The organism is Moorena sp. SIO4A5, assembly GCF_010672005.1.
Lineage (GTDB): Bacteria > Cyanobacteriota > Cyanobacteriia > Cyanobacteriales > Coleofasciculaceae > Moorena.
Genome location: NZ_JAAHHZ010000005.1, coordinates 1 through 26,286, shown reverse-complemented (window position 1 = coordinate 26,286; position 26,286 = coordinate 1). Strand labels below are relative to the sequence as shown.

22 protein-coding genes are annotated in these 26,286 nt (G+C 42.5%); 11 read left to right on the top strand and 11 right to left on the bottom strand.

What is annotated here, in order from left to right; translation table 11 throughout:
* Positions 1–518: 518 nt before the first annotated feature.
* Positions 519–3,005, bottom strand: coding sequence for an ATP-dependent DNA helicase RecG (gene recG / locus F6K57_RS04515; RefSeq protein WP_293021949.1), 2,487 nt, complete (start codon positions 3,003–3,005; stop codon positions 519–521).
* Positions 3,006–3,049: 44 nt separating this feature from the next.
* Entirely contained in the window at positions 3,050–3,943 is an 894-nt protein-coding gene (locus F6K57_RS04510) for a hypothetical protein (protein ID WP_293021950.1), read from the bottom strand.
* A 1,167-nt stretch (positions 3,944–5,110) separates the two neighbouring features.
* Between F6K57_RS04510 and F6K57_RS04505 the strand changes: the two genes are divergently transcribed.
* Positions 5,111–6,628, top strand: coding sequence for an ammonium transporter (locus F6K57_RS04505; RefSeq protein WP_293065187.1), 1,518 nt, complete (start codon positions 5,111–5,113; stop codon positions 6,626–6,628).
* Positions 6,629–6,757: 129 nt separating this feature from the next.
* Here F6K57_RS04505 and F6K57_RS04500 read toward each other — a convergent pair whose 3' ends face one another.
* Positions 6,758–6,901, bottom strand: a complete 144-nt coding sequence (locus F6K57_RS04500) for a hypothetical protein (protein ID WP_293065184.1) — start codon at positions 6,899–6,901, stop codon at positions 6,758–6,760.
* Positions 6,902–7,169: 268 nt separating this feature from the next.
* Here F6K57_RS04500 and F6K57_RS04495 point away from each other — a divergent pair, with 268 nt between their 5' ends.
* From F6K57_RS04495 to F6K57_RS04480, 4 genes are all read left to right on the top strand, one after another.
* Positions 7,170–8,039 carry a GDSL-type esterase/lipase family protein gene (locus tag F6K57_RS04495; protein WP_293021952.1) on the top strand — a complete coding sequence of 290 codons (870 nt, stop codon included), beginning with the start codon at positions 7,170–7,172 and terminating at the stop codon, positions 8,037–8,039.
* Positions 8,040–8,170: 131 nt separating this feature from the next.
* Complete coding sequence (locus F6K57_RS04490) at positions 8,171–9,379, top strand: 4-hydroxy-3-methylbut-2-enyl diphosphate reductase (RefSeq protein ID WP_293065181.1); 1,209 nt, start codon at positions 8,171–8,173, stop codon at positions 9,377–9,379.
* A gap of 388 nt (positions 9,380–9,767) precedes the next feature.
* Complete coding sequence (locus F6K57_RS04485; RefSeq protein WP_293021954.1) at positions 9,768–10,118, top strand: DUF433 domain-containing protein; 351 nt, start codon at positions 9,768–9,770, stop codon at positions 10,116–10,118.
* Complete coding sequence (locus F6K57_RS04480; protein WP_070395639.1) at positions 10,115–10,480, top strand: DUF5615 family PIN-like protein; 366 nt, start codon at positions 10,115–10,117, stop codon at positions 10,478–10,480. Before F6K57_RS04485 ends, F6K57_RS04480 begins: the two co-directional genes overlap by 4 nt.
* A gap of 167 nt (positions 10,481–10,647) precedes the next feature.
* Here the strand turns inward: F6K57_RS04480 and F6K57_RS04475 are convergent, their stop codons facing one another.
* Positions 10,648–11,823: an LptF/LptG family permease gene (locus tag F6K57_RS04475; RefSeq protein ID WP_364301272.1), complete on the bottom strand. Its 1,176-nt coding sequence runs from the start codon at positions 11,821–11,823 to the stop codon at positions 10,648–10,650.
* An 815-nt stretch (positions 11,824–12,638) separates the two neighbouring features.
* The gene (locus F6K57_RS04470) at positions 12,639–12,851 is read right to left on the bottom strand and encodes a helix-turn-helix transcriptional regulator (protein WP_008185577.1); all 213 of its coding nucleotides are present in this window, start codon (positions 12,849–12,851) and stop codon (positions 12,639–12,641) included.
* 132 nt (positions 12,852–12,983) lie between these two features.
* Here F6K57_RS04470 and F6K57_RS04465 point away from each other — a divergent pair, with 132 nt between their 5' ends.
* Positions 12,984–13,178, top strand: coding sequence for a hypothetical protein (locus tag F6K57_RS04465; RefSeq protein ID WP_293021955.1), 195 nt, complete (start codon positions 12,984–12,986; stop codon positions 13,176–13,178).
* Between the two features lie 186 nt (positions 13,179–13,364).
* Here F6K57_RS04465 and F6K57_RS04460 read toward each other — a convergent pair whose 3' ends face one another.
* The gene (locus F6K57_RS04460) at positions 13,365–15,416 is read right to left on the bottom strand and encodes a hypothetical protein (protein WP_293065177.1); all 2,052 of its coding nucleotides are present in this window, start codon (positions 15,414–15,416) and stop codon (positions 13,365–13,367) included.
* A gap of 169 nt (positions 15,417–15,585) precedes the next feature.
* On the opposite strand from F6K57_RS04460, the gene F6K57_RS04455 reads away from it, so the two are divergent.
* Positions 15,586–15,786 carry a hypothetical protein gene (locus tag F6K57_RS04455; protein ID WP_293021957.1) on the top strand — a complete coding sequence of 67 codons (201 nt, stop codon included), beginning with the start codon at positions 15,586–15,588 and terminating at the stop codon, positions 15,784–15,786.
* Here the strand turns inward: F6K57_RS04455 and F6K57_RS04450 are convergent.
* Complete coding sequence (locus F6K57_RS04450; protein WP_293065175.1) at positions 15,740–16,954, bottom strand: DUF790 family protein; 1,215 nt, start codon at positions 16,952–16,954, stop codon at positions 15,740–15,742. The two genes, F6K57_RS04455 and F6K57_RS04450, sit on opposite strands and share 47 nt — an antisense overlap.
* Before the next feature lie 244 nt (positions 16,955–17,198).
* Between F6K57_RS04450 and F6K57_RS04445 the strand changes: the two genes are divergently transcribed.
* Both F6K57_RS04445 and galE read left to right on the top strand, forming a co-directional pair.
* Complete coding sequence (locus tag F6K57_RS04445; RefSeq protein ID WP_293021959.1) at positions 17,199–17,480, top strand: hypothetical protein; 282 nt, start codon at positions 17,199–17,201, stop codon at positions 17,478–17,480.
* Positions 17,481–17,939: 459 nt separating this feature from the next.
* A complete protein-coding gene (gene galE, locus F6K57_RS04440) occupies positions 17,940–18,971 on the top strand; it encodes a UDP-glucose 4-epimerase GalE (RefSeq protein ID WP_293021960.1) in 1,032 nt (343 codons plus the stop codon).
* 339 nt (positions 18,972–19,310) lie between these two features.
* On the opposite strand, the gene F6K57_RS04435 is transcribed toward galE, so the two are convergent.
* Positions 19,311–19,514: a hypothetical protein gene (locus F6K57_RS04435; RefSeq protein WP_293021961.1), complete on the bottom strand. Its 204-nt coding sequence runs from the start codon at positions 19,512–19,514 to the stop codon at positions 19,311–19,313.
* Positions 19,515–19,516: 2 nt separating this feature from the next.
* Complete coding sequence (locus tag F6K57_RS04430; RefSeq protein ID WP_267875737.1) at positions 19,517–19,645, bottom strand: hypothetical protein; 129 nt, start codon at positions 19,643–19,645, stop codon at positions 19,517–19,519.
* A gap of 103 nt (positions 19,646–19,748) precedes the next feature.
* On the opposite strand from F6K57_RS04430, the gene F6K57_RS04425 reads away from it, so the two are divergent.
* Both F6K57_RS04425 and F6K57_RS04420 read left to right on the top strand, forming a co-directional pair.
* Positions 19,749–20,906, top strand: a complete 1,158-nt coding sequence (locus F6K57_RS04425) for a glycosyltransferase family 4 protein (protein ID WP_293065171.1) — start codon at positions 19,749–19,751, stop codon at positions 20,904–20,906.
* A 304-nt stretch (positions 20,907–21,210) separates the two neighbouring features.
* A complete protein-coding gene (locus tag F6K57_RS04420) occupies positions 21,211–23,247 on the top strand; it encodes an ABC transporter ATP-binding protein (RefSeq protein WP_293065168.1) in 2,037 nt (678 codons plus the stop codon).
* Positions 23,248–23,406: 159 nt separating this feature from the next.
* Here the strand turns inward: F6K57_RS04420 and F6K57_RS04415 are convergent, their stop codons facing one another.
* Entirely contained in the window at positions 23,407–23,922 is a 516-nt protein-coding gene (locus F6K57_RS04415) for a hypothetical protein (RefSeq protein ID WP_293021964.1), read from the bottom strand.
* Positions 23,923–23,984: 62 nt separating this feature from the next.
* Positions 23,985–25,847: a S8 family serine peptidase gene (locus F6K57_RS04410; protein WP_293021965.1), complete on the bottom strand. Its 1,863-nt coding sequence runs from the start codon at positions 25,845–25,847 to the stop codon at positions 23,985–23,987.
* Positions 25,848–26,286 lie beyond the last annotated feature (439 nt).

The window sequence follows — 26,286 nt, the reverse complement described above, 5'->3', positions numbered from 1 at the left end:
GCGGTAATAGTTTTAGTTTCTGATAGAATGATTTTTTATATAGCACTACGCATTCAGATGTTTGACATTCCTAAACTCCGAAACTTAGTCATAGCTTACTTTTGACTTCTGACGCAAGAACCTTGCTGACTTGCGCGTAGCGCTATAAATAGACTTCCCAATCAGATTTAGTGGTAAATAAGCGCGTATTTATGCATACTAGGTTCGGTATAGCCAAAAATTATAAACAAACAAAATACAGTTTACTTATTACAGCAATTTTAAATTGGGGTTCTTTAGTACCTTGTTTAAAACCCCTGTATACACCATATCTTTGAAGTCAAAAACTAACTCCAAATAATAAAACTAATTAGTTGCTTTTACAGTTAACCATTACCGTTTATCCATTTTATCCATTATTAATTTCTATTATTAATAGGTATCCGTGTAGGAATTATGAGAATTAATTTTTGTTCCCTCTGCCCTACTCCCTACTCCCTACTCCCTACTCCCAACTTATCAAATAATTCTATGGTAAATTAAGTCATAATTGTCCCATCCATTAACCACTGATACCGATACTCTAACTCGACTTTCATTAAAGGGTAATTCTCCAATATTTCATCCTGAAGAATAATCTTTTCTGCTGCATCCCTCGCCAAATTTAATACCTCTTGGTCTTCTACCAAACTAGCTAGAGCAAAATCTGCTAACCCGGATTGGCGCTTACCTAAAACTTCCCCAGGACCACGAAAACGCATATCCATTTCAGAGATAAAAAAGCCATCCTGGGACTGTTCTAATACCCCCAAACGTTGTCTAGCTGTTTCAGTATTAGAACCACTTACTAAAAGACAATAAGATTTGTCAGAACCTCGACCCACACGACCCCGTAATTGGTGTAACTGAGATAACCCAAACCGTTCTGCATTTTCAATCATCATTACGGTAGCATTTGGTACATCTACACCCACTTCAATAACAGTAGTTGAAACAATAATTTGGCTTTTGTTATCCCGAAAGGCACTAAGTGATTTATCTTTCTCAGCTGAATTCATCCGACCATGAAGTAACCCAACCTTAAATTCTGGAAATATACTTTCAGACAGTCGTTTATGCTCTTCAATTACTGACCGCAAATCTAATTTGTTCGATTCCTCAATCAAGGGCAATACCATATAGGCTTGCCGTCCTTGAGCCACTTCTCGACGAATCAGGTCATAGGCATGTTTCCTCTCTTTTCCCTTTAGTACAGTAGTCTGAATCTTCTGACGACCAGGGGGCAATTCATCAATCTGACTCACATCCAAATCCCCGTGGAGGGTTAGCGCTAGGGTTCTGGGAATTGGCGTAGCGGTCAGAGTCAGCACATGGGGAGATTGGCCTTTTTGCTGTAAACGAGCCCGTTGCTTGACCCCAAATCGATGCTGTTCATCGATTACTACTAAACCCAAACTGTGGAAGTTCACTGGGTCTTGAATCAAAGCATGAGTTCCTACCAACAAAGGAAGTTCTCCTGTTTCTAGCTGGGAATGAATTTTTCTACGCTTAGAAACTTTAGTAGAACCTGTTAGTAATTCAACCGGAAGGTGTAGTAAATTAAACCAATTTACTAACTTACGATAGTGCTGTTCAGCTAATACTTCAGTGGGAGCCATCAGAGCAGCTTGGTACCCCGATTGGATGGCGGCTAGAATAGCATAAACTGCCACAATAGTTTTACCGGAACCGACATCTCCCTGAACCAATCGATTCATGGGTGTCTCGGATTCCATATCCTTGAGAATTTCATTGATGACTCTTGTCTGAGCCCCGGTTAATTCAAAAGGAAGCAGTTGATGAAATTGGTCAAAGAGTTTACCAATCGGAGCCATGACCGCACTGCTTTGGGTTTTACGCTGAGCTTGGCGGCGCTGGAGAAATCCGAGCTGTAAGTAGAAAAATTCATCAAAGACTAAGCGCCTTCTGGCATCAGCAAGGGTGTCTGCATCTTGGGGAAAATGAATGTTTGCGATCGCATCAGAAACCCCCATCAACCCATATTCTTTACGAAAGGTTACTGGCAAGGGTTCCTTAATCAAAGAAGTGTAGGGAAGTGCAGCAATTATCGCCCGCCTCACCAAGTCGGCTGGTACCCCTTCGGTTAGGGAATAAACCGGTACAACTCGACCTATTTTCATCGAGTCAATGCTACCCCCTGGATGCTCTAATACTTCCAGTTCCGGGTCTTCTAGAGTAATCCCATATTTATTTTTCTTTACCAAACCCGAAGCAGCTACCACTGCTCCCACTGGATACCGCCGCTTTTGTTGATACTGCCAGTTACGATTACTGTAACGAAAGCCAGCAAAAAAACGACTGAGCTTAATTTCACCAGTAGAGTCTTTTAAGACTATATCTAAAATAGTTAATTTTTTATTACGAGGGCTACTGAAACAGTTACAGCGCTTCACTGTACCCATGATAGTAACTGTTTCACCAGGTACTAAGTCAGCCATATTGACCTGACGGGCATAGTTAACATGATCACGGGGGTAGTAATATAGCAAGTCACGCACTTTGTGCAGACCCAGACGTGCTAAATACTCACTGTTTTTACTACCCACCGCTGCCAACTTAGCCAGTGGTAGGTCAAGGTTTTTTTTACTACCAAGCTCTGAGGATGCCTGTTGTTTCTCCACCAAGGGCTTGGTTTTAGGCACTCTGACCATAGGATGTTCTGTTTGAGATTTATCTTTAGCTAAACGGCGTTGAGTGTCCTGCTGGAGGTCGTTGAGAAAGCGGCGAGTATCAGCTACCAGATGTTGCCTTTGCTGTAGCGTCATCTGAGCATAACGGGCAAACTGATTGCCGATTTCCTGCCAACGCCGTTTCTCAGTTGATGTGAGGACATTAGGAGTCTTACTAAAACTGAGGCAGAGGAATTCACTAAAGCGGTATTGATTCCCTTCCAAATCAGTAAAGCCAACTCTTGCTTCTACCGACAGGGCTTTTTGCAATCGCACCCAATCTGGTAATTCGGTCATTGGTCATTGGTCATTAGTCATTAGTCATTGATCATTACCTCAGTTTAATCATCAAACCAGCTGGCACGCCATGCTGCTTCGGCTTGAGCAACTGCCTTTTGCCGCTGTTTTTTGTAATACTCTCGCTTCAGTTGACTCATTTTAGCTAATAGATCTCTAATTTTATTACGTCCAGGGGTCAAGTTGGGCTCAGCAAACTCTATCTCAGATAAGCGCAGCTTAATGGCAATAATACGGGTTAATCTGGATTCATCGGTTTCCCGATCACCTTTAGTTTCCATCATTATTTTGATAATATTAGGAGATTCAGCCGTTTCGACCGCAGATGCTTCGACTTTTACCGCTGCTTCTAGGATTTCTTGGGGGAATTTGTCTGGTATAATAGAGCATTTATGCAATAGCCGATTAGCTTCCACAGAGACATCTTGAATGGTTTTGGTGATCCCACTGTCTAGGTGCTTGAGCCATTGCTCCAGTTTTTCTATGCTATTTCGTGGGTTACTCGTTAACTCAGCTGCTGGTGATGGCTCGGTTGGAGCTTTAAACCATGAAGAGTCTTCTGTAGATGAAGACATTTCAGAATTTTCAGAGTCATGACTTGGATCATGACTCTGATCATGATCCAAGTCATGATTAGAGTCATCAGTAGTAGCTGACCTTGACTCTTGCCACTGTTCGAGGAGTGATGGCAACTGTTGTTGAGTCTCTTGAGCCAGCTTTCGTAGGGATTGCTGTAACTGTTGCTTACTGTTAACCGACAAATTTAGAAAAGACTCAGGATACCCTTGAGTGCAAATCCGATAGGCAGCCATAATCAGCTGCTGCCCCACGCATTGACCTAAAAAGGTCAAATAGTTAGAGTAGGTTGTTTGGAATTCCTGTGCCAAATGGATGATGGCTTCCTCTAAGGTTGCCAATTCCTGGTCAATTCGATTCACTGCTGTTATCTATACAATTCCATAGTTAATCCGTTGAGCATATCAAATACATGCCTAGTCTACAGTATGCCCATTCTTATAGTTTTACCATGATCGGCTTATACCCGTGAGATTGTCCAATTCTCCACACCCAACTCCACACCCAATGAGATCCCCGACTAGACATGGCATCTACCTAATTTTGAATACGCTCATTTTTTGTGAAAAACAGTATCTATTGATACAGAATCATAACAGAAAAAGATATTATATCAAAACACCTCAAATACAAAGCTATCAACTAGTCAATAACCCCACCTAATCCGAAAGGATGTAAGTGGGCTAAGAAAGCGGTAACACTTTCTTAGGGTTGACTAGACCACAAGCGCGTTTAGCTGGTAAGCACTTCCGTTATACTTCCCCAGTTCGGATTATCGGAAAACTTTCGTGAGCATTAGTGTGTGGTAGTTGGGACATCTTGCTAAACTTGGGTCTTGGGGACTAATCACTTTTACACGAGAGGTTGATAACCATGTATCGTGTAACAGTTTTATCGAAATTGCTTGGTCAATTTTCTACCAAGAAAACACAGTTACTCGAACCTAGAACTGGATTAATTTGTAAACCGTTAGTTGGAGGTGCAGCATCTCACAGGGGGCTGAGTGCGACAAAGTGGCGTTCGCACTTTGACAGGACTTACGCGGTGAAGTTTATTTCGCCCCCCTAGCCCCCAATTATGGTGTGTAATGATGTCACAGTTACCCATAATTGGGTAATTTAGGGTGCAAATGTGTAAGTCCTGTTTGAAATCCCCTTAACCAGGTAACTCTACCAATGTAGAGGGTGTATCCTGCAGAAATTTTTAATGAAATATTTCATTAAAAATTTCAAATAATGCTTTAATTCCCTTGACTATAGTCCCAGTTATTTGTAGGGTTTTGTCTTAAGACGAGGCTTTAGCTGACGAAACTCCCTGATTACTGGCGCAGACAGGGGTCTAGCATCTAGCAATCAGGTATGTAAAGGTAGCAGGGTGAGGTCATGATGAGTCCTTGAAAAACGATGGACTCTTAGGTTTCGGTGGCTAATTTTACAATTTGTTTCCTGAAGTTTCTCAGTGTGAGGAAGTGTATCTAAAAGAGAGGTAAGTTAACGCTTATTATGACAAGTTCAAAATCTCAGCGAACAATGAAAAACAAAGGTACCCTAGTAAAATCTAGGCGACCTATGGCTCACCAAGCCTCCCGCTCATCGTGGGATTATCCTTATCTAGAGCCATTCAAAGCGATCGCAAAATCCTTTTCCCCCTACTGGCTCGCCTGTATTCCCCTGACAGGGATAATTATTCTAGTTTGGCATACAGCTGCTGTTGCCCAGGATAGTGCGGCACCTACCCCAGCAGAAATTCAGGGAACTCTCAATACTATCTGGGTATTGGTAGCTGCTATTTTAGTTATTTTCATGAATGCCGGATTCGGAATGCTAGAAACCGGCTTCTGCCGCCAGAAGAATGCGGTAAACATTCTCTCGAAGAACCTAATCGTCTTTGCCTTGGCAACCATTGCGTTTTGGGCAATTGGTTTCTCCTTTATGTTCGGCAAAGGCAACGCATTTATTGGACTGTCGGGCTTTTTCCTCAACAGTGAAGAGCCCGCTACCTATGGGTTAGATCCATTTCCGGCAGGTCTACCGATATCGGTATTTTTCCTATTCCAAGCTGCTTTTGCTGGAACTGCTGCCACCATCGTGTCCGGTGCTGTTGCTGAACGGATTAAGTTCCTAGACTTTTTAATCTTCAGCATCCTGATTGTTGGGGTATCCTACTCCATCACTGGACACTGGGTTTGGAGCAGTGATGGTTGGCTTGGTGCCATGGGATTCTCAGACTTTGCTGGCTCAACCGTGGTTCACTCCGTTGGTGGCTGGGCGGCTTTGATGGGAGCTGCCTTCCTCGGACCCCGTAGCGGTAAGTACCAAAACGGTGAACCTCGTGCTATCCCAGGTCACAACATGAGTATTGCCACTCTTGGTTGCTTGATTCTCTGGATCGGCTGGTTTGGCTTCAATCCCGGTTCTGAGTTAGCTGCTAGTGAGGCAGTTCCCTATATTGCAGTAACAACTAACCTAGCCGCAGCAGCTGGTGGGATTACTGCTACCTTGACGGCTTGGCTAAAAGATGGTAAGCCAGACCTGTCAATGATCATTAACGGGATTTTGGCAGGATTAGTGGCAATTACCGCTCCCTGTAACAATGTCACTTATCTCTCAGCAGTGATTATTGGTGCTATTGGTGGCATCATTGTTGTATTCTCCGTTTCCTTCTTTGACAACATCAAAATTGATGACCCGGTAGGGGCAATTTCAGTCCACTTGGTCAATGGTATCTGGGGAACCCTAGCCGTTGGACTTTTCGCTAAAGATTCAGGTCTGTTCACCGCTGGTAGTGCTGGTCAGCTTGGCACCCAAATCATCGGTATTCTAGCGATTGGGGGCTTCACGGTGCTGTTTAGTGGCATCGTCTGGTTCGTGCTGAAACTAACCCTCGGTATCCGGGTGACACCAGAAGAAGAACTGGAAGGCTTGGATATTGCCGAACACGGTATGGAAGCTTACGCTGGATTTGTCAAGGAATCCAGTGTGATCCCTAGTTCTAGCATGGGTAACTTCAGTAGTACTACAGACATGGCTAGTAGCTCTGAATTTTAGCTTCCGGCAAAAGAAGCCCCACAACGAACATGCGCAGCATGAGTGTTTAAAGTTACCGTAAGGATAGGGTCGCCTTTATGGTTAGTCGGTTATGCGTAAAAGGGTTAAAACTTTTTGATTAAGGCGACCCTATCTATCGGTTTCGTCTCCAGGGATGAATTTTGCACAGAGTCTTTCACAAAAGACCAATCTATGTGTTATACTGGGAATACTGACTTTCAAAGCCGTTCGCGTAGCGTGGCCAAAGGCCATAAATGCTGGAAAGTTGGTCAAACATTATTAAACAAAAGACCAAAAAAACAGAGCGGCAGGGCAGTCCGTTCTTAAAGCCCAGCGCCTCCTAAGCAATAGCTGGATTGGCTGGGAAGCCCACACTGAACTCAAAGAGTCAGTGTGGGAGCTGTCACCGTTTTGCTGATATGGCCGATTGCTTTTAACTAGGTTTTGTGAACAGTTAACAGTTAACTGTAAACAGTTAACTGTTAACTGATGGTATTACCTTTGCCCTCAGGGATGTTAGAACAGAAATAAGGCAAATTTTTTGTTCATTGAGTTGAAGCGTTGTCCACCTTGGGCTTTAATATCCCTTGCTGCCAATGGGTTTATGATTGTGACTCTCACCTGGTTACTACTGGGTGAGTATCACCAGTCAAAGTCAGATCCAGTTAGCCATCCTGTGGTAACTACCCGAATTTTAAATCCTACCCCTGAGCCAGTAATTGAATTAGGGCCACGACACCAGTTAAATTACCAACAATGGCTGGCACTGCTGGAGAAGGAAGCTCAGGTAGTGGCTAATCAACAACCGGAACAGTTAACAGTCCTGTTGGGAGATTCTCTAAGCCTATGGTTTCCCAATGCACTGCTACCCCCAAAACGCTACTGGCTTAATCAAGGACTGTCTGGGGAAACCTCAGCAGGGTTGCTCAAGCGCTTAGATATTTTGGATCAGACTAAGCCAGAAGCAATTTTTGTGATGATTGGCATCAATGACCTAATTCGGGGGGTCAAGGATGAAGCAATTCTAGAAAACCAACGGCTAACGATTCGCTACTTGCGGCGAGCCCATACCGAAACTAAGATTGTCCTTCAATCGATTTTGCCCCATGGTGCTGAACAGGCAACCTGGGAAGGACGCGATCGCTTACTTACTATCCCCAACAGTCGCATCCAAAATCTGAACCAGCAGCTAAAAGCGATCGCTCACGCAGAAGGAGCGATTTATCTAAATCTCTATCCCCTCTTTGCTGATAGTCAGGGCAACCTGCAACCTGAGCTTAGTACCGATGGCTTGCATCTGAGTCCCCAAGGTTACTTAGTCTGGCGCTATGGTTTACAAATCTTTGAGGAACTTATCCTCCAAGAAGGATTAGCTATTCCGATAGCAAAGGGGACAGGGAGCAGGGAGTAGGGAGAAGGGAGTAGGGAACAAAAATTATCACAATTTATTTAGGATTGCTATAGTAACTAAGGTCAAGGTTGATTAAAAGTAAATTAATAGTAATAGCAGTGATTGATAATTAATTTTATTCAGATAGCTCAATGGATACAAAAGCTTTCAAGCGCTCACTCCAAAAATCAGATAACTACCACCGTAAAGGATTTGGTCACGAAGCCGAAGTTACCTCTCAGTTGGAATCGGAATATCAAAGCAGTCTGATTGAACAGATTCGTGCCAAGAACTATCGGCTGCAACAGGGAGATGTGACCATCCGGCTAGCAGAAGCATTTGGCTTTTGCTGGGGTGTAGAGCGAGCTGTAGCCATGGCTTATGAAACCCGCACCCACTTCCCCAATGAACGGATCTGGATTACTAATGAAATTATTCACAACCCCTCTGTTAACCAGCGCTTGCGGGAAATGGAAGTAAAATTTATTGCCGTTGAGGATGGCAAGAAAGACTTCTCTGTTGTCGGTGCTGGGGATGTAGTGATTTTACCAGCATTCGGTGCTAGTGTTCAGGAAATGCAGCTGCTCCACGAGAAAGACTGCAAGATTGTAGATACTACCTGTCCTTGGGTGTCCAAAGTTTGGAATACGGTAGAGAAGCATAAGAAAAAAGAGTACACTTCCATTATTCACGGCAAATATAAACACGAGGAAACGGTAGCAACGAGTTCCTTTGCCGGAAAATATCTAGTGCTGCTGAATCTACAAGAAGCGGAATACGTTGCCAACTACATTCTCAATGGTGGCAACCGGGAGGAATTTCTCGATAAATTTAAAAACGCTATCTCAGCTGGCTTTGACCCGGAGCAGGATTTAGAGCGGATTGGGATTGCCAACCAAACTACTATGCTCAAGACCGAGACCGAGCAGATCGGCAAACTTTTTGAGCGCACCATGATGAAGAAATATGGTACGTCTAATTTAAACGATCACTTCCAAAGCTTCAATACCATCTGTGATGCCACCCAAGAACGGCAGGATGCCATGTTGGAGCTAGTGGAAGAAAAGCTAGACTTGATGATTGTGATTGGTGGTTTTAATTCTTCCAATACCACTCACCTGCAAGAAATTGCGATTGAGCGAGAACTACCATCCTATCACATTGACAGTGTCAACCGGATTATTTCTGCTGATGAAATCGAGCATAAACCCCTGCATCAGGAGGTGGAAGTAGCACGAAATTGGCTTCCCTCTGGTTCGATAGTAGTAGGAGTAACCTCTGGAGCGTCTACTCCTGATAAGGTAGTAGAAGATGTAATCAATATGATTTTTGAACTGAAGGCGACTGCTGTCGCAGTTTAGAACTAACTGGGGTTAGTTTAGGAATAACTGGGATTAGTTAAAATTGAAAATTTCAACTGGTTAATAGCCATTGATTATTTTCAATTTTAACAATTTTGTAAGCATTCAGATCTAAGCTCATGCGCTACGCGCACGCTACGCGAACAGCCTAATGCTTACGTGCCTCGATATCGATCCTGGGGATGCTAAAAAACGATTGGATTCTTACCAGGAAAACAATGGTCAAAAGTTTGATTTATCCCTAGCAATCACGTTTCCATTATAAACGAATAGGTTGACTTAAAAAAAATAATAACGGTAAAATTAAATGTAGTTTACATCTACTTAAAAATTGTATTCGCGCCTCATATTTTTTTTTTAAAACTTTTTTTATTAATTGCAAATTGCCATGGAAATCCAAGACTACTTCGACTTCCTAGCCTCTGACGACATTCGCATCAAAGGTAGCCGCATTGGTATCGAAAGCGTCCTCTACGAATATATCTACCGCGCCAGAACCCCTGAAGAAATTACCCAACAATTTGACACCATTACCTTAGAACAGGTTCATGCCACTATTCTCTACTATCTACACAACAAAGAAGAGGTCAGCGCTTACTTAGCTGACTGGCTAGAGTTTTGCCGCCAACAACGAGAAGAACAAAAACAGAATCCTTCTCCTGCACGACAGAGGTTCCGGCAATTGAAAGCAGAAGCCGCTCTGGAGCGAGAGTCATCCCAAGCGAAGAGCGCTGTATGACGATCCAATATTTACTGGACGAGCATATCGCCTCCCTTTACCGAACCCAACTGATGCGCCAAGCACCAGAACTTATTGTCAGAAGGATCGGCGATCCAGGCGCTCCTCCTAAAGGAACTCTCGATCCAGAGATTTTAATCTGGTGTGAGATTCATGATTTTATTTTAGTAACAAACAATCGGAAATCTATGCCTAAACATTTAGTAGACCATCTCGCAGAGAGTCGGCACGTACCGGGGATTTTTGTAATCGATCCATCCAATCATATTGGAGAAACCCTCGCAGAGCTAATCATTATTGCTGGAGCTTCCTTTCCCAAGGAATATCAAGACCGAATTGAATACTTACCCTTGAGCGAATAAAAAAACAACAGTGTAACGCACGTGAATGCTTACAGAATTTTAAATTAACATCCAAGGTGATAAATTTAATGTAAGTATTAGGGTGAATACTGACGATCGTACTTATGAGGTACAGTCAATTTTATTCCCCCTACTCTCTACTCCCTACTCCCTACTCAAAATTACCATCAACCATTACCCTCCAATCGCCACAATAACCATCCTCCTGCTCCGAAACCGAATAAATTAGGTAACCAGGCGGCTAAAACTGGGGATAGAATTCCCGCTATACCGAAACCTCCGATTACAAAGCTCAGTAAGTAGTAGCCAAAAATTACGATTAAACAGACCCCAAAGCTAGTCCCTTTACTAATTCGTTTAGGTCGAATACTCATGCTTGCTCCCACTAAGCCAAAGATTATACAAATGAATGGAAAAGCAATTTTTTGTTGCATCCGCACTTGCAGCATCCGGAGTTTTTTGCGATCGCCAGCTCCCTTAAGCAAGTTAATCATTTCTATGGCTTGAATAATATTCATCTCATAAGGGTCACGGGCTTTAGTGACTAAATCAAGGGGTGCTCTAGGAAATGGGATTTGTTGATGATCAAAGGTTACTATTTTCTGGAAAGAGGTATTAGGACTAATAAAATAAATTGACCCATGGAAAAAATCCCAGGTATTTTGCTTAGAGTTCCAAAGGGCTGATTCCGATAGAATAATTTTCTTCAACTTACCCAGATTAGACCACTCCAAGACAGTCATATCTTTCATTCTCTGACCATCAAATCCATTGGCGTAGAATAAGCGTTTGATTGTCTGAGTACTTGTGCCATTGGTTTGGGTAAAAGTCTGATACTCTGGATACAGAATACCGTTTTCATCGAAAGCGGGTTTTTCCTGATTAAGAGCTTTTTCTAAAGTTATAGTTGCCTGGTAGTTAGCCGCTGGAACAATTAATTCATTGAAGAGGAAAGTTATCCCCGTGACCACTAGGCTGAGCACCAGAGCAGGGGCAACTAGTCGATATAAACTCACACCGCAGCTGCGCAGGGCAATTAACTCACTGTCATTACTCAAGCGAGAATATGCTATTAGTGTCGCGAGCAGTACTGATATGGGTAAGGCATAGGACATAAACTCAGGAAACTTTAAGAGCACGACTTGGGCAGCAATTGTCCAAGATAGTCCTAACTCAGTGATTTTGACTACCATATCAAACAGGCTACCCACAGCCACACCAATAGATGAAAACCCGCCAACACCAAATAGAAACGGTGGGATGAGTTCAGCAGCGATGTAGCGATCCATCACTGATAAGCTAGGAAAAACGAATTTGAGGAAGTAAGGTTTGCCGAGTTTCAATCTTCTTAAGTGGTTAGAGTTTCAAAAAGCATAGAAAACAATTTCATGCCTTTTGTTGCTAAGTTTTCCCAATCCAGTAAACCTACCATGTTTGTTATGCGAGTATCTGCAAACTATCGCAATTCTGATCACAAGTGGTGTGGGGTGTTTTATAGCAGAAGTCAGAAGTCAGAAGTCAGAAGTCAGAAGTCAAACTCTTGCGCTTATTTAGGTTTGAGACTTTTGTCATGTCCGCGCCTGCCCTGGCGACTGCTATACAAGGGTAGGTTTTTTACAAAGGGGCGAGTAGGTACTTTTATTGTCTTGATGCAATAGCGAGTGGGGGAAATCCCCAAGACCGCGCTGCATCGCTACGTATAAATTAATCCAAATATGTATCAAAATACACAATAATTTCCGGGATAATTCTCCCCATTTCCCGCTCTTCCCCTCCTGGGAGGCAGGGCTGTTTCAAACTTTAATAAGTTAACGATTATTGGAGATAGGGGGATAGGGGGATAGGGGGATAGGGAAATAAACTAAAATTTCCCGAAAAATCCGCCAATTTAGTCATTAAAATCTGACAAATTAGTTGGGAGGAAGCAACTCCAATGACTAACAATTCGTGATTCGGCCTTCGAGGAGGGTTAGATAAATTTGGCCAAAATTCCGACTATTCGCGCTCCTTTTCTCCCCATCTCCCCATCTCCCCATCTCCCCATCTCCCCATCTATTTTTGGCGAGAATGAAACAGCCCTGCCTCCTGGGAGGGGTTAGGGGTGGGTTCCGACTCCCGACTCCCGACTCCCGACTCCCGACTCCCGACTCCCGACTCCCTACTCTTCGATAACCTCTACCAAATCTTCAACCATAACATCAAAGGCCCGGGCTAGCTTCAGAATTGCTGTAAAGTCCGTCATACTCATGGCGTCACGTCGGGCATAACTAGCCACAGTGCTATAGGTTACTCCAGAACGATCGGAAACTTCTTTCAAGGTCCAACCCTTCTCCGCTGCTAATTCTCGAACTCGTAACCTAATTAATCCCATTTTGGACTTGACAAACTACGCAACTACATATTTACTAGTAAATAGAATATTCGGCGATCACCCAAGAGGCCGCAAAACTACTGGGCGATCGCCTTTCTTAAAACAACCCATAGAAATGGGGTATTTCACTATATGATATCAACTCGACAAACTTACCGAGACCGATTAAAGCCGTGGTGTGTCATTCGGCACCTACCTAAGATGCAACGCATAACCGTAGCTCGATTTCATCGGCGCAGTGATGCGGAAGCCTATCAGCAAGCTCTTCAGCGTTTGCTGCCCAATTTCAACCATGTGGTGATATTTGAAACACCCTTGAAGGAATAATCCTGTTGGGAAACTGCAGGGCTAAATTGCCCTTGGTGACGGTTAAAGGTTAAAGGGAAAACCTCTTTCTACCTTTAACCGAATCCTTTAACTGAAGTTAACCAGTACTAATGTACTAAATTATGCCAAAAGTCCTATCAATCTTGGCTTAGGAGTATAATTCAAGCATCGTTGCCATAGGCCAAATTAGGACAGCTCTTCCTGTAAAACCTGGTAATAACCATTAATCTTGAGTTTGACATCGGAAGCATTAGCGGGAATAAATTGTTCCAAGTCAATCTCTAAAGCCTCTCCTTGATGTAGACTAAAATAGTCTTCATCCACCTTTTGTAACTCAGTCATTGGATAAATGACTTCCTCTACCTTTTCTGTTTCGGGGTCAGTGTAAACAATTGAAAGTGCATCAATATAAGTAATTTCTGCTTCTCGTTCCTCTATCCTAATTTTCGATACGCTATCCCCCAGGCTATGCAACTCCTCCTGCTGTAAGGATTTATTCTTTCTGGCATATAAAATTGTGCCTAGTTCTAACCAGCCATCTTGTTTAGGATCATAAACCACCAAGTATGGACAACTTCCAGCCTGTAGATAAGTGGATATATAGACAGTAGGCTCATCACTGGGTGGTAATATATCGATGCTTTTACCATTTATTTTTATTGACTTAACATTTAAAATCGAACCGACAGCAATTCTATTAGGAATTAACTCCGATAATTCACTTAAAGAACTAGTACTGTTTATAAACTCTTGAGAAAGAGTGATAGGAGTCGTAAGTAGTCTGTTTTGCTGTTTATAATCTGACGTATTGGAAAATTTTTTCGACTCTGGCTTCGATAAAGCCTTCGTAACATAAATATCTTTAAGATTAACAAGTTTACTTTTATCAAAATATTTTAAACCCAGATTATGATAATACTCCTCAATATATTGAGCATTAAAACCAAACTCTATGGGGATTAAAAAATTATTCCCAGGTTTCAAAGAAATGTTGAGTTCTTGTGTCCAAGTATCACTAGATTCAAAAATGCTACTCCTTTGATCTGCAACTGTAAGCTCGTAAGGACTCTTTTTAATGGAATCATAAGTTATAGAATTTATCCTGACCGGTTCTTGATTATTGTTGACCAAATCAATAAATTTAACATAAGGCAATGAAGCAATTTTTTCAATTGAAAAAATTGCTCCATTGCCTCCACAGCCAAAAGATTCAAATTCATTTATATCAATAACAAATGGATAGTTAAAGCCGAGCAAACCACGAAAATCAGGATTATTAGCAATAATATTTTTAATCCAAACGTCCCGATTTTTACAGGCACTCAAACGATAGTAATCTTTTTGTCCATACTTAACAATATCTGAAAGCTTTGGGTATTGTATAATATTCCCAAGTACTTTTCCTTGATCATGATTATACATTAAAAATGTATATTTACTGTCATCATCGGTATTAAATTGACCTAAAACCGGTGCATAACTCAAATTCTCACAGAAATCATCTTGTAGAAATTTAATAGAATTATTTGTGTATTCTAATGAAAAGTCCCCAACTCCTTCTTCTCTATTTACTAATACTTTAGTATCATCCAATTTATCTTGACTCGCGATCTGAACACCCGAAGTAACATTTATTACTTCTTGATTGCCACTCTCATTTATGAATTTATTGATGTTGTTAAAAACATCATTACGAGCTACTAAAGGAACACTATCAATATCAATGGTTTGCAATATTTTTTGAATTAAAGGACTGTTTAGATCCGGTTTCATTAAGGATAGAGTTAGTGGAAAAACTTCATTTTCCGCTGTATAGTGTTGATAATCAATCTTCAACTCTAACTTTGATAACTTATTAGACTTTAATTTGAATTTTCTGTTGGTGTCCGGATCTACCTCCAGATTAATTATTTCCACTAAAATTTCATACCCTTCTTTAGTTATATTAATTTCAACACTTTCTCGATCAGGTACTTTAATTTCAGCATAGCCACTTTTTGTAGTATATTTAGTTGTTGGTGCTCCCTTACTGTGAAATTGTACTTCTGCACCTTCTATAGGTTGATTGTCTTCTGTTTGAACCAATAATGTAACGTCAACTAAACCCTCATCATTAAGTGTAGTTAAAATTGAGGGGAAGTAACTTATATTTAGCAATCCAGCCAAGATAAATCCAACAATGAACGATCCTAAAATAACCTTTACAGAATAAGGCAGACTTTGAAAATAGTTAAGCATATAGCATCAGGGGTAATCACCGGCATAGAGAAACTGAGTAAGCCCATAGACTACAGACTAACGAAAGAAGTCTATCAGCACTATTAACACTCTTTTGTCCAGAAGTTTTGAATCCAGTAATAAAAGTTTACATTGTCAACCTATCCTTGTTGTCAACAGAGCACGAAGTATGAGAAAAGCGATGCATCCCTACTCCCTACTCCCTACTCCCTACTCCCTACTCCCTACTCCCTACTCCCTACTCCCTACTCCCTACTCCCTACTCCCTACTCCCTACTCCCTGCTCCCTGCTATAACCCTCAACAACTGTACCTTTCCCCAAACTATTCCAAAAGCTCCAACACAGCTTTCGGTGAAAGTTTATCCTTAAACCAAACAACTTGAGCTGGTAAATTCTTCACCGTAACCCCAGCTTTATCCAAATTTAACCGTTCCGAAATCGCCAGAATCAAATTGTCACATTCGGCCTTGCGCACCTGAGCGAATTTCTTCCTTAAATACTCTGGACGCCAGTAACCAATAATTTCTAATAGGAAATTTCGCCCATCAGGATGAACAATCCGAAAGTCGGGCACCATCACACTACCAGGAATAGGAATTAAATCCACTTCTCGCTCTAAGACCCACTCAGTTTTCTGAGATTCCCAACGCTTAGCAAAGGAAGCTTCTAACATACTGTCGTAGGGTTTACCAGGGGGATAGTGAGTCACCAAGCCACAGCGGTCATTAAGGCTAAAATGCCCCGTCTTGATCGTACCGCTGTAAGGGTCACGGCTTTGTAAGGTAGCCTTGAGACTCCATTTAGTAACGTGTAGTAAGGCTGGAATCAGTTTTGCGATCGCTAAACCATAGCGAGTACTCGGCTTAAATAAACTAGTCGGTCCATCAATAGTAATCGTGAAGCCATGATCCGCATCCCCTTCAATGTAGGTCATCAGCTGAAACAACTTCAAATAGCGGATTAATAGCTTATACTCCCCTGGAACATTCCGGTGAGCATTCAGAGTCATCTCAGATGCCCGATAAAAAATACCCTGAACTTGAGATAAATTATAGCGATGTAGTAATGCCTCTGGTGCTGGGTGATCGAACTGAGTCAGAATACGATTTTCGTGTAAATCCGCATAAAGTCCTTTAGAAATTTGCTCAGGCAACACTTCCTGGTTTAATTCCTTAGATAAAGCAGTGCTGAGGGTTTCTAGAGTCTCTTGAGTTGCCTGGCGACTAGGAACAGATTGAGCCGCCAGAGCAAAGACTCGTTGACGGAGTTCCTTAGGGTCTATGGGGCTAACAACTTCAAAGGTACTGAAGCTCGTTTTAAGAATATGGGCTAAACCTCGTTTAACCCGGTAGTCAGGACTATCTCCTTCCCAATCAGACAACTTACGGTCTAGTTCCCCTTGGGTACTACCAGTAGCCTCAATAAAGCAGTGGATTAACTCAGCTGCCATAGCACAGGTCTGATTGTTAATCAGCAACCGTTTGGGAATTATTTCTTCGCCATTTTGTCTACTAATTAGCAAATCAGTCGGTAGCATTAATAATTAAGTGTTTTTTTCTTTCTTTGCTGTGATATCTTGCTTTTAATGGCGGTGTCATGATAATAATAAACGGGTAAAGACACTGCCAGCTTACCTGGTACAGAGAATAAACAGAGAGTAAATGTTCAAGGAGGTTTTTAGTAAACTATTATACCAAAATTTATTCTTTACTCGAAATACTTCCTTTGACCCTAACCGTTAAGGTTGGCTCGATTGAATTATACAGAGGTGCTAAATAACCATGAAAATCGCTCTATCCCCAGAATGGCCATTTTTGATTTCCCACCGACTAAACCATAAATCTGTGGCGTCTACACCTGAACGCCAATCCAACCTGGACATAGAGACAATGGTAAACCAGATGATTACCAGGGGTCAATTGAGCCGTCAAGAGTATTTACAGCTGACGAGTGCCTTCCTCTGCGATTACAATATAAGCGACGCAGAACGCCACCAGATTAATCGGATATTTGATAATGTTCAGACTGGTCGTGTGAAATTAGTTGATTGTCAAGTTAGTTGATTAGGGACGCACAGTGATAACCACCCACACTTTGCTATCTCGAAAGTGTGGGATGACAACCAAGCCTTTGTTATTAGCCGTTATTAGCCTCAGGGTTTCCTTAAGACATCCATCTTGGTTGTGATTATCTCAGAAATACTACCTTACCCCAAACTAGATAAGCACTCCCCCGTGAGCATCCTGATGGATGGGACATTGTTTTAACTGTTGTCAAAGCGCATCTGACAGGCATTGAATCCCACGACCTCCTTACCGCTAGGACGTGGGGCTTGAAGCCAGAATAATTAAGCGGCATAATTAATCAGCTTGACTATTGCGTCACAATTAGGTTTAAGCATCACCAAATCAACTCTGGCATCTCCTAATGGGATTGCTATTTTACCGAATTTTGCGGAATTACAAGCTATCCCAGGGAATAATTTGGTAAAAGCAAAAATCTAGTAAGCGCGAGGTATTCAAGTGTCGCAATCCAAAGCAACTGTGCTAGTTACAGGGGGTGCCGGATATATTGGCTCCCATGCTGTATTAGCACTCTTGGAAGCTGGCTACGACGTGGTGGTTCTAGACAATTTAGTCTATGGTCATCGAGACATAGTCGAAGACGTTCTAAAGGTGAAGCTAATTGTCGGTGATACCAATGACCGGGTATTACTCGACAATCTTTTTAGTGACTATGATATCAGTGCAGTGATGCACTTTGCTGCCTATGCCTATGTAGGAGAGTCGGTAACTGACCCTGCTAAATATTACCGCAATAATGTCACCGGGACACTAACACTCCTGGAAGCTATGGTAGCAGCATCTATTAAGAAATTAGTCTTTTCCTCTACCTGTGCTACCTACGGGGTACCAAAAACTGTACCGATTCCAGAAGATCATCCCCAAAACCCAATTAATCCTTATGGGGCGAGTAAATTAATGGTAGAGCGGATTCTATCGGATTTCCATACCGCCTATGATTTAAAATCCGTAACCTTCCGCTATTTTAATGCCGCTGGTGCTGACCCAGAGGGTAGGCTAGGGGAAGATCACACTCCCGAAACCCACCTTATCCCCTTAGTGCTGCTCACTGCTTTAGGTAAACGGGAGTCCATCTCCATGTTTGGTACCGATTATCCCACAGCTGACGGAACTTGTATTCGGGACTATATTCACGTCAAAGATTTAGCCTCTGCTCATGTTTTGGGGTTGGACTATTTGTTAAAGGGTGGGGATAGTCAAATCTTTAACTTAGGCAATGGCAACGGCTTCTCAGTCAAAGAAGTCATTGAAGCAGCCAGATTTGTCACAAAACAAAACATCAAAGCTATAGAATGCGATCGCCGTCCTGGTGATCCCCCCGCTTTGGTCGGTAGTAGTGACAAAGCCAGACAACTTCTGGGTTGGTATCCCCAATATTCCCATATCAACACCATCTTGTCCCACGCCTGGCAATGGCATCAGAAGCGCCATGGGGTCAAGGATAATGTCCTTAGGGTTCCCGTAGCATAAAGGATTAAGGATTAAGGATTAAGGATTAAGGATTAAGGATGTTCGCCTTAGGCGTCCCTTGTAGGGTATAATTAAGGATTAACTATAATCACCAATTCCAAGATCTAAAACTATGTAGTAGGGACATAGGGACAGGGTTGCCGATTGGCCAGATCTAATGGTCAAGTTTTACTTACCTCTGTTCCCTGTGTTTCCCTTCTTCCCCTTCTGAACTATATTCTAAATTTCTATCTACCACACCCCTGAAACGTTCAACGCTTTAGGGGTTAGTGTCGTTCGTCGATTTTTTGTTTGATTAGATTAGGGTGTGGAAAGGGTGATAGTTGATCACACCTGAGATTATAGCACTTGAAACGGGAATTCTGATTCTATGCGCCATTTTCCATTTCCCTGATTAAAGTCTTTATCTAGCAAAGTGTCAATCACCCCACCTAAATCGAAAGGTAATGGTTGGTCTTCCTGAGATTTGACCCTTAGCACTAAGGGTTTAGCTGGTAAGCACTTCCGAATAGCTCCCGAGTTGAGATTATCGGACAATTCCATAATTATGAGGTAAATTCAATTTTGTTACCCCTACTCCCGACTCCCAGGGCTTGCGCTTGACCCGTAATTAAATTCGCCACGGGTCGCACCGCTCCCGACTCCCGACTCCCAACTCCCTCTTTAGTGACCATTAGTGCGTGGTAGTTGGGACATCTTGCTAAACCCGAGGGGACTAATCACTTTCACACGAGAGGTTGATCACCATGTATCGTGTACCAGTTTTATCAAAATCCGATGAACAAAAAAGTTTCCCTAGTTGTCAGTGACTTGTCCGGAGGTGGTGCTATCCGGGCATTTTTGCTCGGACAAGTCCTGAAAAAGCTCAACTATGCCATAGAGATTGTGGGATTTATGTTTGGGAAGGAGTTATATGCCACTCCTCCTTCTGGTTTTACCATTACTTCCGTCCCTGGTGGTAAATATCCTGGAGTCTTAACCGCTGCCCGAGACCTGTTAAAAAATATAGATGGCGATATTATCTATGCCGTAAAACCCAAACCCACCAGTTTTGGTCTGTCTGTGCTGAAAAAGTTTACTAGCCGTCGTCCAATCATCCTGGATATGGATGATTGGGAACTAAGTTGGTATGGTGGGGACCAATGGCAGTATCGTCCAACCCTTAAACAGTTCGGTAGGGATATTTTTACCAAAGATGGTCAATTGAGATATCCAGACCATCCCCTGTATATCAAATGGCTAGAAAACTTCGTCAATTATGCTGATGCTATCACTATAGATACTCAGTTTCTCAAGGAACGCTTCGGTGGTGTCTATCTATCCAATGGTAAAGATACCGATCTGTTTGACCCCGAGCACTATGACCCAGAACACAGCCGGAAGCGTTATGGGTTATCGGAGTATCGGGTATTAATGTTTCCTGGTGCGCCACGACCCCACAAAGGAGTTGAAGATGTTTTAGTAGCGCTAGAGTATCTCAATCAGCCAGACTTAAGATTGGTGATTGTCGGAGGCAGTCCCTATGATGATTATGATCAACAACTCATCAAAAAATGGGGACGTTGGATTATTAAATTGCCCAGAACCCCAGTCGAAGAAATGCCAGAGGTCGTGTCAGCAGCTCATATTGTGGTGGTTCCCCAGCGAGATACTCTGGCGGCTAGAGCTCAGTTTCCCTTAAAATTGACAGATGGTATGGCAATGGCTAAGCCAGTGTTGTCTACCCGTGTTGGGGATATCCCAACAATTTTAGGTGATACCGGTTATTTGGTTGAGCCTAGTTCGCCACAACAACTAGCTGAGGGGATTCAACAGATATTTCAGAATCTAGATGCTGCCAATCATAAAGGACTTCAAGCCAGGGAGCTATGTGTGAAGTACCATAGTGTTGATGCCATGGCGGCAGTTATTGCAGATGTTATTGCTGATTTATAATCTGCTAAGCTGTTCAACATATAATTTTGCTCAGTAACTAACAGCTTTTTTGTTGACTGTTTATGCTTGAATGGAGCACAAGTAAGTCTTCCCCTTTACCAGGGTAAACGCATCTAATTTTTTTAATTATATATATAGTGTTTTTAAAATCAAATAAACACTATATGTGGAAAAGCCATTGTCAATAAGCACAATAAGGCCAGGTTTATTGAGAACTACCCTCGCTTTATTGACAAGATGCGTTTACCCTGTCCCCTATACCAACAGTCAACAGTCAACACTCAACAATAAAAAAACAGTAATCATGTCTCCTAATCGATTACTCCTTAGCTACGCACTACGCCATCCTATCTTGATTGTATTGACTGTCTTGCTGGGATTTTCCAGTGCCATGTTTAATAGTGTCGGTACAACGATAATTGTACCGTTAGTGCTGGAGTTTTTAGGTCAAAAGAAACTAGAGCTAAGCAAAGCCCCCCCTATCATTCAGAAAACCATGGCTCTTTTTGAGGGGTTTGAAGGGGGCGATCGCGTGCTGATAATGGTACTTGTAGTGCTCTTAGCTATTGTCCTGAAAAATGTAGCTAACTATGTCAATATCTTAGTGTCTACCCATTTATCCAAAAAATTAATTAATACCTTTCGTAAAGAAGGGATTAAATTACTCCTGGATCTGGATCTAGATTTTTATGCTAAGACCAAAATTGGTGATATTATAAATCGGATTAGTCAAGAAATTGGTCGAGCCGCTAATGCCATTAAAATTGCCATTCAATTATTTACGACGGTAATCACAATTTTTGTATTTGTATTTCTTCTAATCTCGATTTCCTGGCAACTAACTATTGCAACAAGTATTTTATTATTGGGCGTATTCATTATTAATCAATTTTTTGTTAGGCGGTCTAAGCAATTTGGTAAAATTCTATCAGAAAAATCCAGAAAATATTCAGGATCATTACTGGAAATATTAACGGGAATTCGGTTAATAAAATCAGTGAGTAATGAACAAGATGAATATCAACGGATTGAAAAAGTTATTGATGAACGGGAACAGGCTGAATTTCAATCCCAGGCTAATTTTGCGGCAATTAACCCCATTAATGAAGTCTCGGGAATATTGGCAATTTTAGCCATCGTCTTTGTGGGCAAAAATCTCCTGTTGCAAGATAGTTCAGCAGAAGAACTGGAAGCGATCTCTACTGTTTTGGGGATTTATTTATTCTTACTATTCCGTTTGTTACCAGTAATCAGTCAGTTGAATGGGCAAAGAAGTCGGTTTGCTAATGTGTCTGCTAGTACAGCAATCGTGGCTGATTTTTTGCAGCGAGACAACAAACCGATTATGACCAATGGCAAAAATATCTACACGAAGCTATCCCAAGAAATTCGCATAGAAAATCTCTCGTTTGCCTATCCTGGTCATCAGGATTTGGTACTCAATGGCGTGAATTTGTCGATTCCCAAAGGCACTACTATGGCATTAGTGGGTGCTTCCGGTGCCGGTAAGTCAACTTTGGCAGATTTGTTGCCACGATTTTATGACCCAGTTGAAGGACGAATCACTATCGATGGCACAGATTTGAAGGAGTACGATATTCGTTCCCTTAGACAAGCTATGGGGGTTGTCAGTCAGGATACGTTTTTATTTAATAATTCCGTGCGCAACAATATTGCTTATGGAATGAAAGATGTTACCGAGGCAGATATTATGGCAGCAGCGAAACGAGCTAATGCCTATGAATTTATCATTGAATTACCCGACGGGTTTGATACCAAAGTAGGCGATCGCGGTGTACTCTTATCCGGTGGACAACGCCAACGCATGGCCATTGCCCGGGCGCTGCTGCGCAATCCAGATATTTTAATTTTAGATGAAGCAACCAGTGCCTTAGATACGGTTTCCGAACGGCTAGTACAACAAGCTATTGATGAACTCTGTCGCGATCGCACAACGGTAGTGATTGCTCACCGACTGTCCACGATCCAAAAAGCTGATCAAATCGTGGTTATGGACAAAGGGCAAGTGGTTGAGATTGGCACCCATCAGGAACTGCTTAACAAGGACGGTTACTACTCTCGTTTGTACAAGATGCAGTTTGAGCACAATAGCAATGGAGAGGTTAAAAATGTGGTCAAAAAGGAGTTAGTCAATACCTCCCATGAAGTGCGAACTCACCTGACCCCAATGATTGTTTGCTTGCAGTTAGTGGTGAATGACCTAGTTGATAGCTCTCAGGAACGTCAGGAATTAACTGAAGAAGCCTATCACTCAGCAGTTCGTCTGCTTAAAACCTTGGAGTCTTTAGAAGAAAGCTCAACTATAAAATCAATAGCCTGATTTGTGATCCCTTTTATCTAAAATCCCTAAAAGGGATGCAACATAGGATTGTGGGGTTATTGGTAATCGGTAAGCGGTCATTGGTAATCGGTAATCGTACTCCAGTTAACAATTGTAAGCATTCAGCTATCAGCGATCAGCTGAATGCTTAGTAGATAATTAATCATCATTTGTACTAATCGAGCCAATCCAGATCTCGAAGTCATAACCCTCTGCACGCTGGTCAACTCGCTTACCAATCACCCTCACCTTGCGATTAACAAATCGATCCAATATTTCTTCTTCACGACTGCTGACGTAGACACTCAGGGTTTCTGTTTGAGTTTCAAGCTTGAAGGGCATATCTCGTGTATTGGGACCAACCCGAACAGGGGATGATTGCAAAACTCCTGTTAAAGTTATCTCAGGTTCTGGTCGTTCACGATAAAAGGGTTTGTCCGCAAAAATTGTTAAAGTCTGTCTGTTGTTATCCATACTCGCTTGGGTGAGGAAGAGAGCCTCAGGTTTGACCAATCGCCTGTACCAAGGTGATACTGGTAATACTCTCAATGGTGTAGTTGAAGGTTTCCAGACGGTTGCCAAACCGTCTGGAGTGGTTTTGCCCAGTTCACATCCAAGACAACTAGCGCCCAGGAAGATGATTGCTATGAGTAGGATCCGATAATTTGTTTGCATAACATTTATCTTCCTGTGTACTATAAGCTAGTACTATGTGCTAGTTACGGATTAGTTACAGATTAGTTACGGATGTGGGATGCCCAGTAAACCACCTGGGAGCCTGTGGGGACATTAAATCCACGAATCCGAATCTTCCAAGTACCAGGTGTCAGACTACCGGAAACCCTTGCTCGCTCGAATACACTCACAGCTGAGAAACCCCTGGCTCTTTCAGTTCCTGTGGGATCAATCAGGTGGATATCAATGTCGTTGTGAGCCTGGGATGCAGATTCGGGCCACCACAGTGCACCATCAAAATCTTTTTTGCCAGCAGTGACATTAATTGGAATGTCAATAGTCATTCCGTTGCCTACTACTACTTTACCCCAATTTGCCCAACCATTAGTTGCCATCTTTAGAGGGCCAGCACCTTCTGTATTGTTATAGGGATAGGGATTCTGTCCGTAAAGAATCATGAAGGCGTAGGTTTGACCATGATCAAATGTTCCGAACTGTCGGAGCCAATTGCGGGAAAGCATAGCAGCAGCGGCGGCGTAAGGGGTTGCCCCACTAGTTCCTCCAAAGACCCTCAGAGCATTGTCAGAGACGTTACTAGCGGTTTCGCTAAATGTGGGAGTTTGGATATCTGGCTTGTAGCGACCATCAGTAGCTGGACCACGACCCTGGCTATTGTACTGGGTCTGATCAGTTGTCATGAAGCCGCCGACTCCGATTACCTTGTGAGCAATTCCGGGAGAACGAACTGTGCTACTGCTAGGTCCGAAGTTGCCATTAGCAGATACAAAAATCACACCAGCATCATAAGCATTATCAGCAGCGGTGGCGATTGTTCCTGTTTCCGACTCGTTGGCTTGAATCTCTCCAACAAGTACTTTATCAAACAGAGCGATTCCTCTTTGAATGCCCCTAAGGGTGGCGGTGGTATTGAGACCAAAGTTGCTATAGATGTTCCAACTGTCTAGCCGTATTCCAGTCACACCCCGATAGGCATTCCCCAATCGATTGTTACCACTGATAATGGCGGCGGAGCTAGTTCCGTGATTCCAGAAAGTGTCAAAGGGGTCGTAGCCAGGGTTTGAAGTATCGTTGCAGTTTGGACCACCGTTAACGCAATCTCTTACTAAGGCAATATTGCTTGGGGAGTTGAATAGGACATGGGTGCGTCTGATTCCAGTGTCGAGAAGACCAATCCAAGGTTGAGTTAGTCCCAGATTGAAGTAGGGATCGGATACAATTAAACCTCTACCGTCATCAACATCATTGTTGCTAATGGAGTCCGGTGGCTTTTCCCCTCCTTCTACTGGTTGAATGTAAGCAACATCTTGGGATTCAACCAATTGGTTAATCTTGCCAATCTGTGTCTTTCCAGCCACAGCATTGACAATCCAAAAGTGTTCAGTTGGTTTAAATGTACGGAATGCCTGGTTTTTTTTAATTAGATTCAACTGGGATTTAGTTCTTGCTGCTTTGAGCTCTTCAATCGCCTTGTGGCGTCGCGTACCTCGCTCTCCACGCTTCTCCCCTTGCCCTAATTCTGGCATGAGGGGAATTCGCCGGTCTTCCTTGAAAGTAACAATGACTTCAATATCATCACTCGGTCTCTTAATCTGGCGCAACCGCTCTAGGGCTGGGCTGATCTTTGAGGTCGGGCGAAGTTTACCTATGTCAGGTTTCTTTTCTATGGGAAAGTTCACCTTGTAGATATTCTGGTCTGGGATAAAACTGCTTTTAAAGTCAGTAAACGAACCAGTCTTAGGAATGAACACGGAATTGATAGTGTTAGCCCGGTCTACCGGTACTTGGTAAGGATTGTAAAACTCACCACTGATGGTTTGCTTGCCCTCACCCTTTACCATTAACGGGAACATTAAGGAAATGAGCAAACCTCCCGTCAACAAGAAAAAGCTTTTTCTCGTTACCATTTTGTTTTCCCTCGCGATCACTTAGAGAAATTTTTTTGAATTTACAGACCAGGACTATTGAAACAGTCAAGTTTTACTGTCAAACTTGACTACAGCAGCTATAGTAATTAACAACATGTTGTGATCCTGCTCTATTGATATATCTGGAGAAGATCATGATTTTTATGCCAAGCGGGCTGGATTTGTTGTAAATGTTTACAATAAAGTCTTACCTTGATCGATATTTAATCGATAGTTATGTGAGCATGTGACAATCAGGGAATGATCTATCAACCACCACGCCCAAAAATTCCTGAGTGTAGCTGGCAGCGTCCCCTGGGACTAGGCTGGGATAACCCTTATACTGTCCGTTACCCAAGTAATCTTGATGATGGTCCCTGGCACGGCATGCCCTTGGGGGGATTTGGTGCTGGTTGTATTGGTCGCTCTCCCCGAGGAG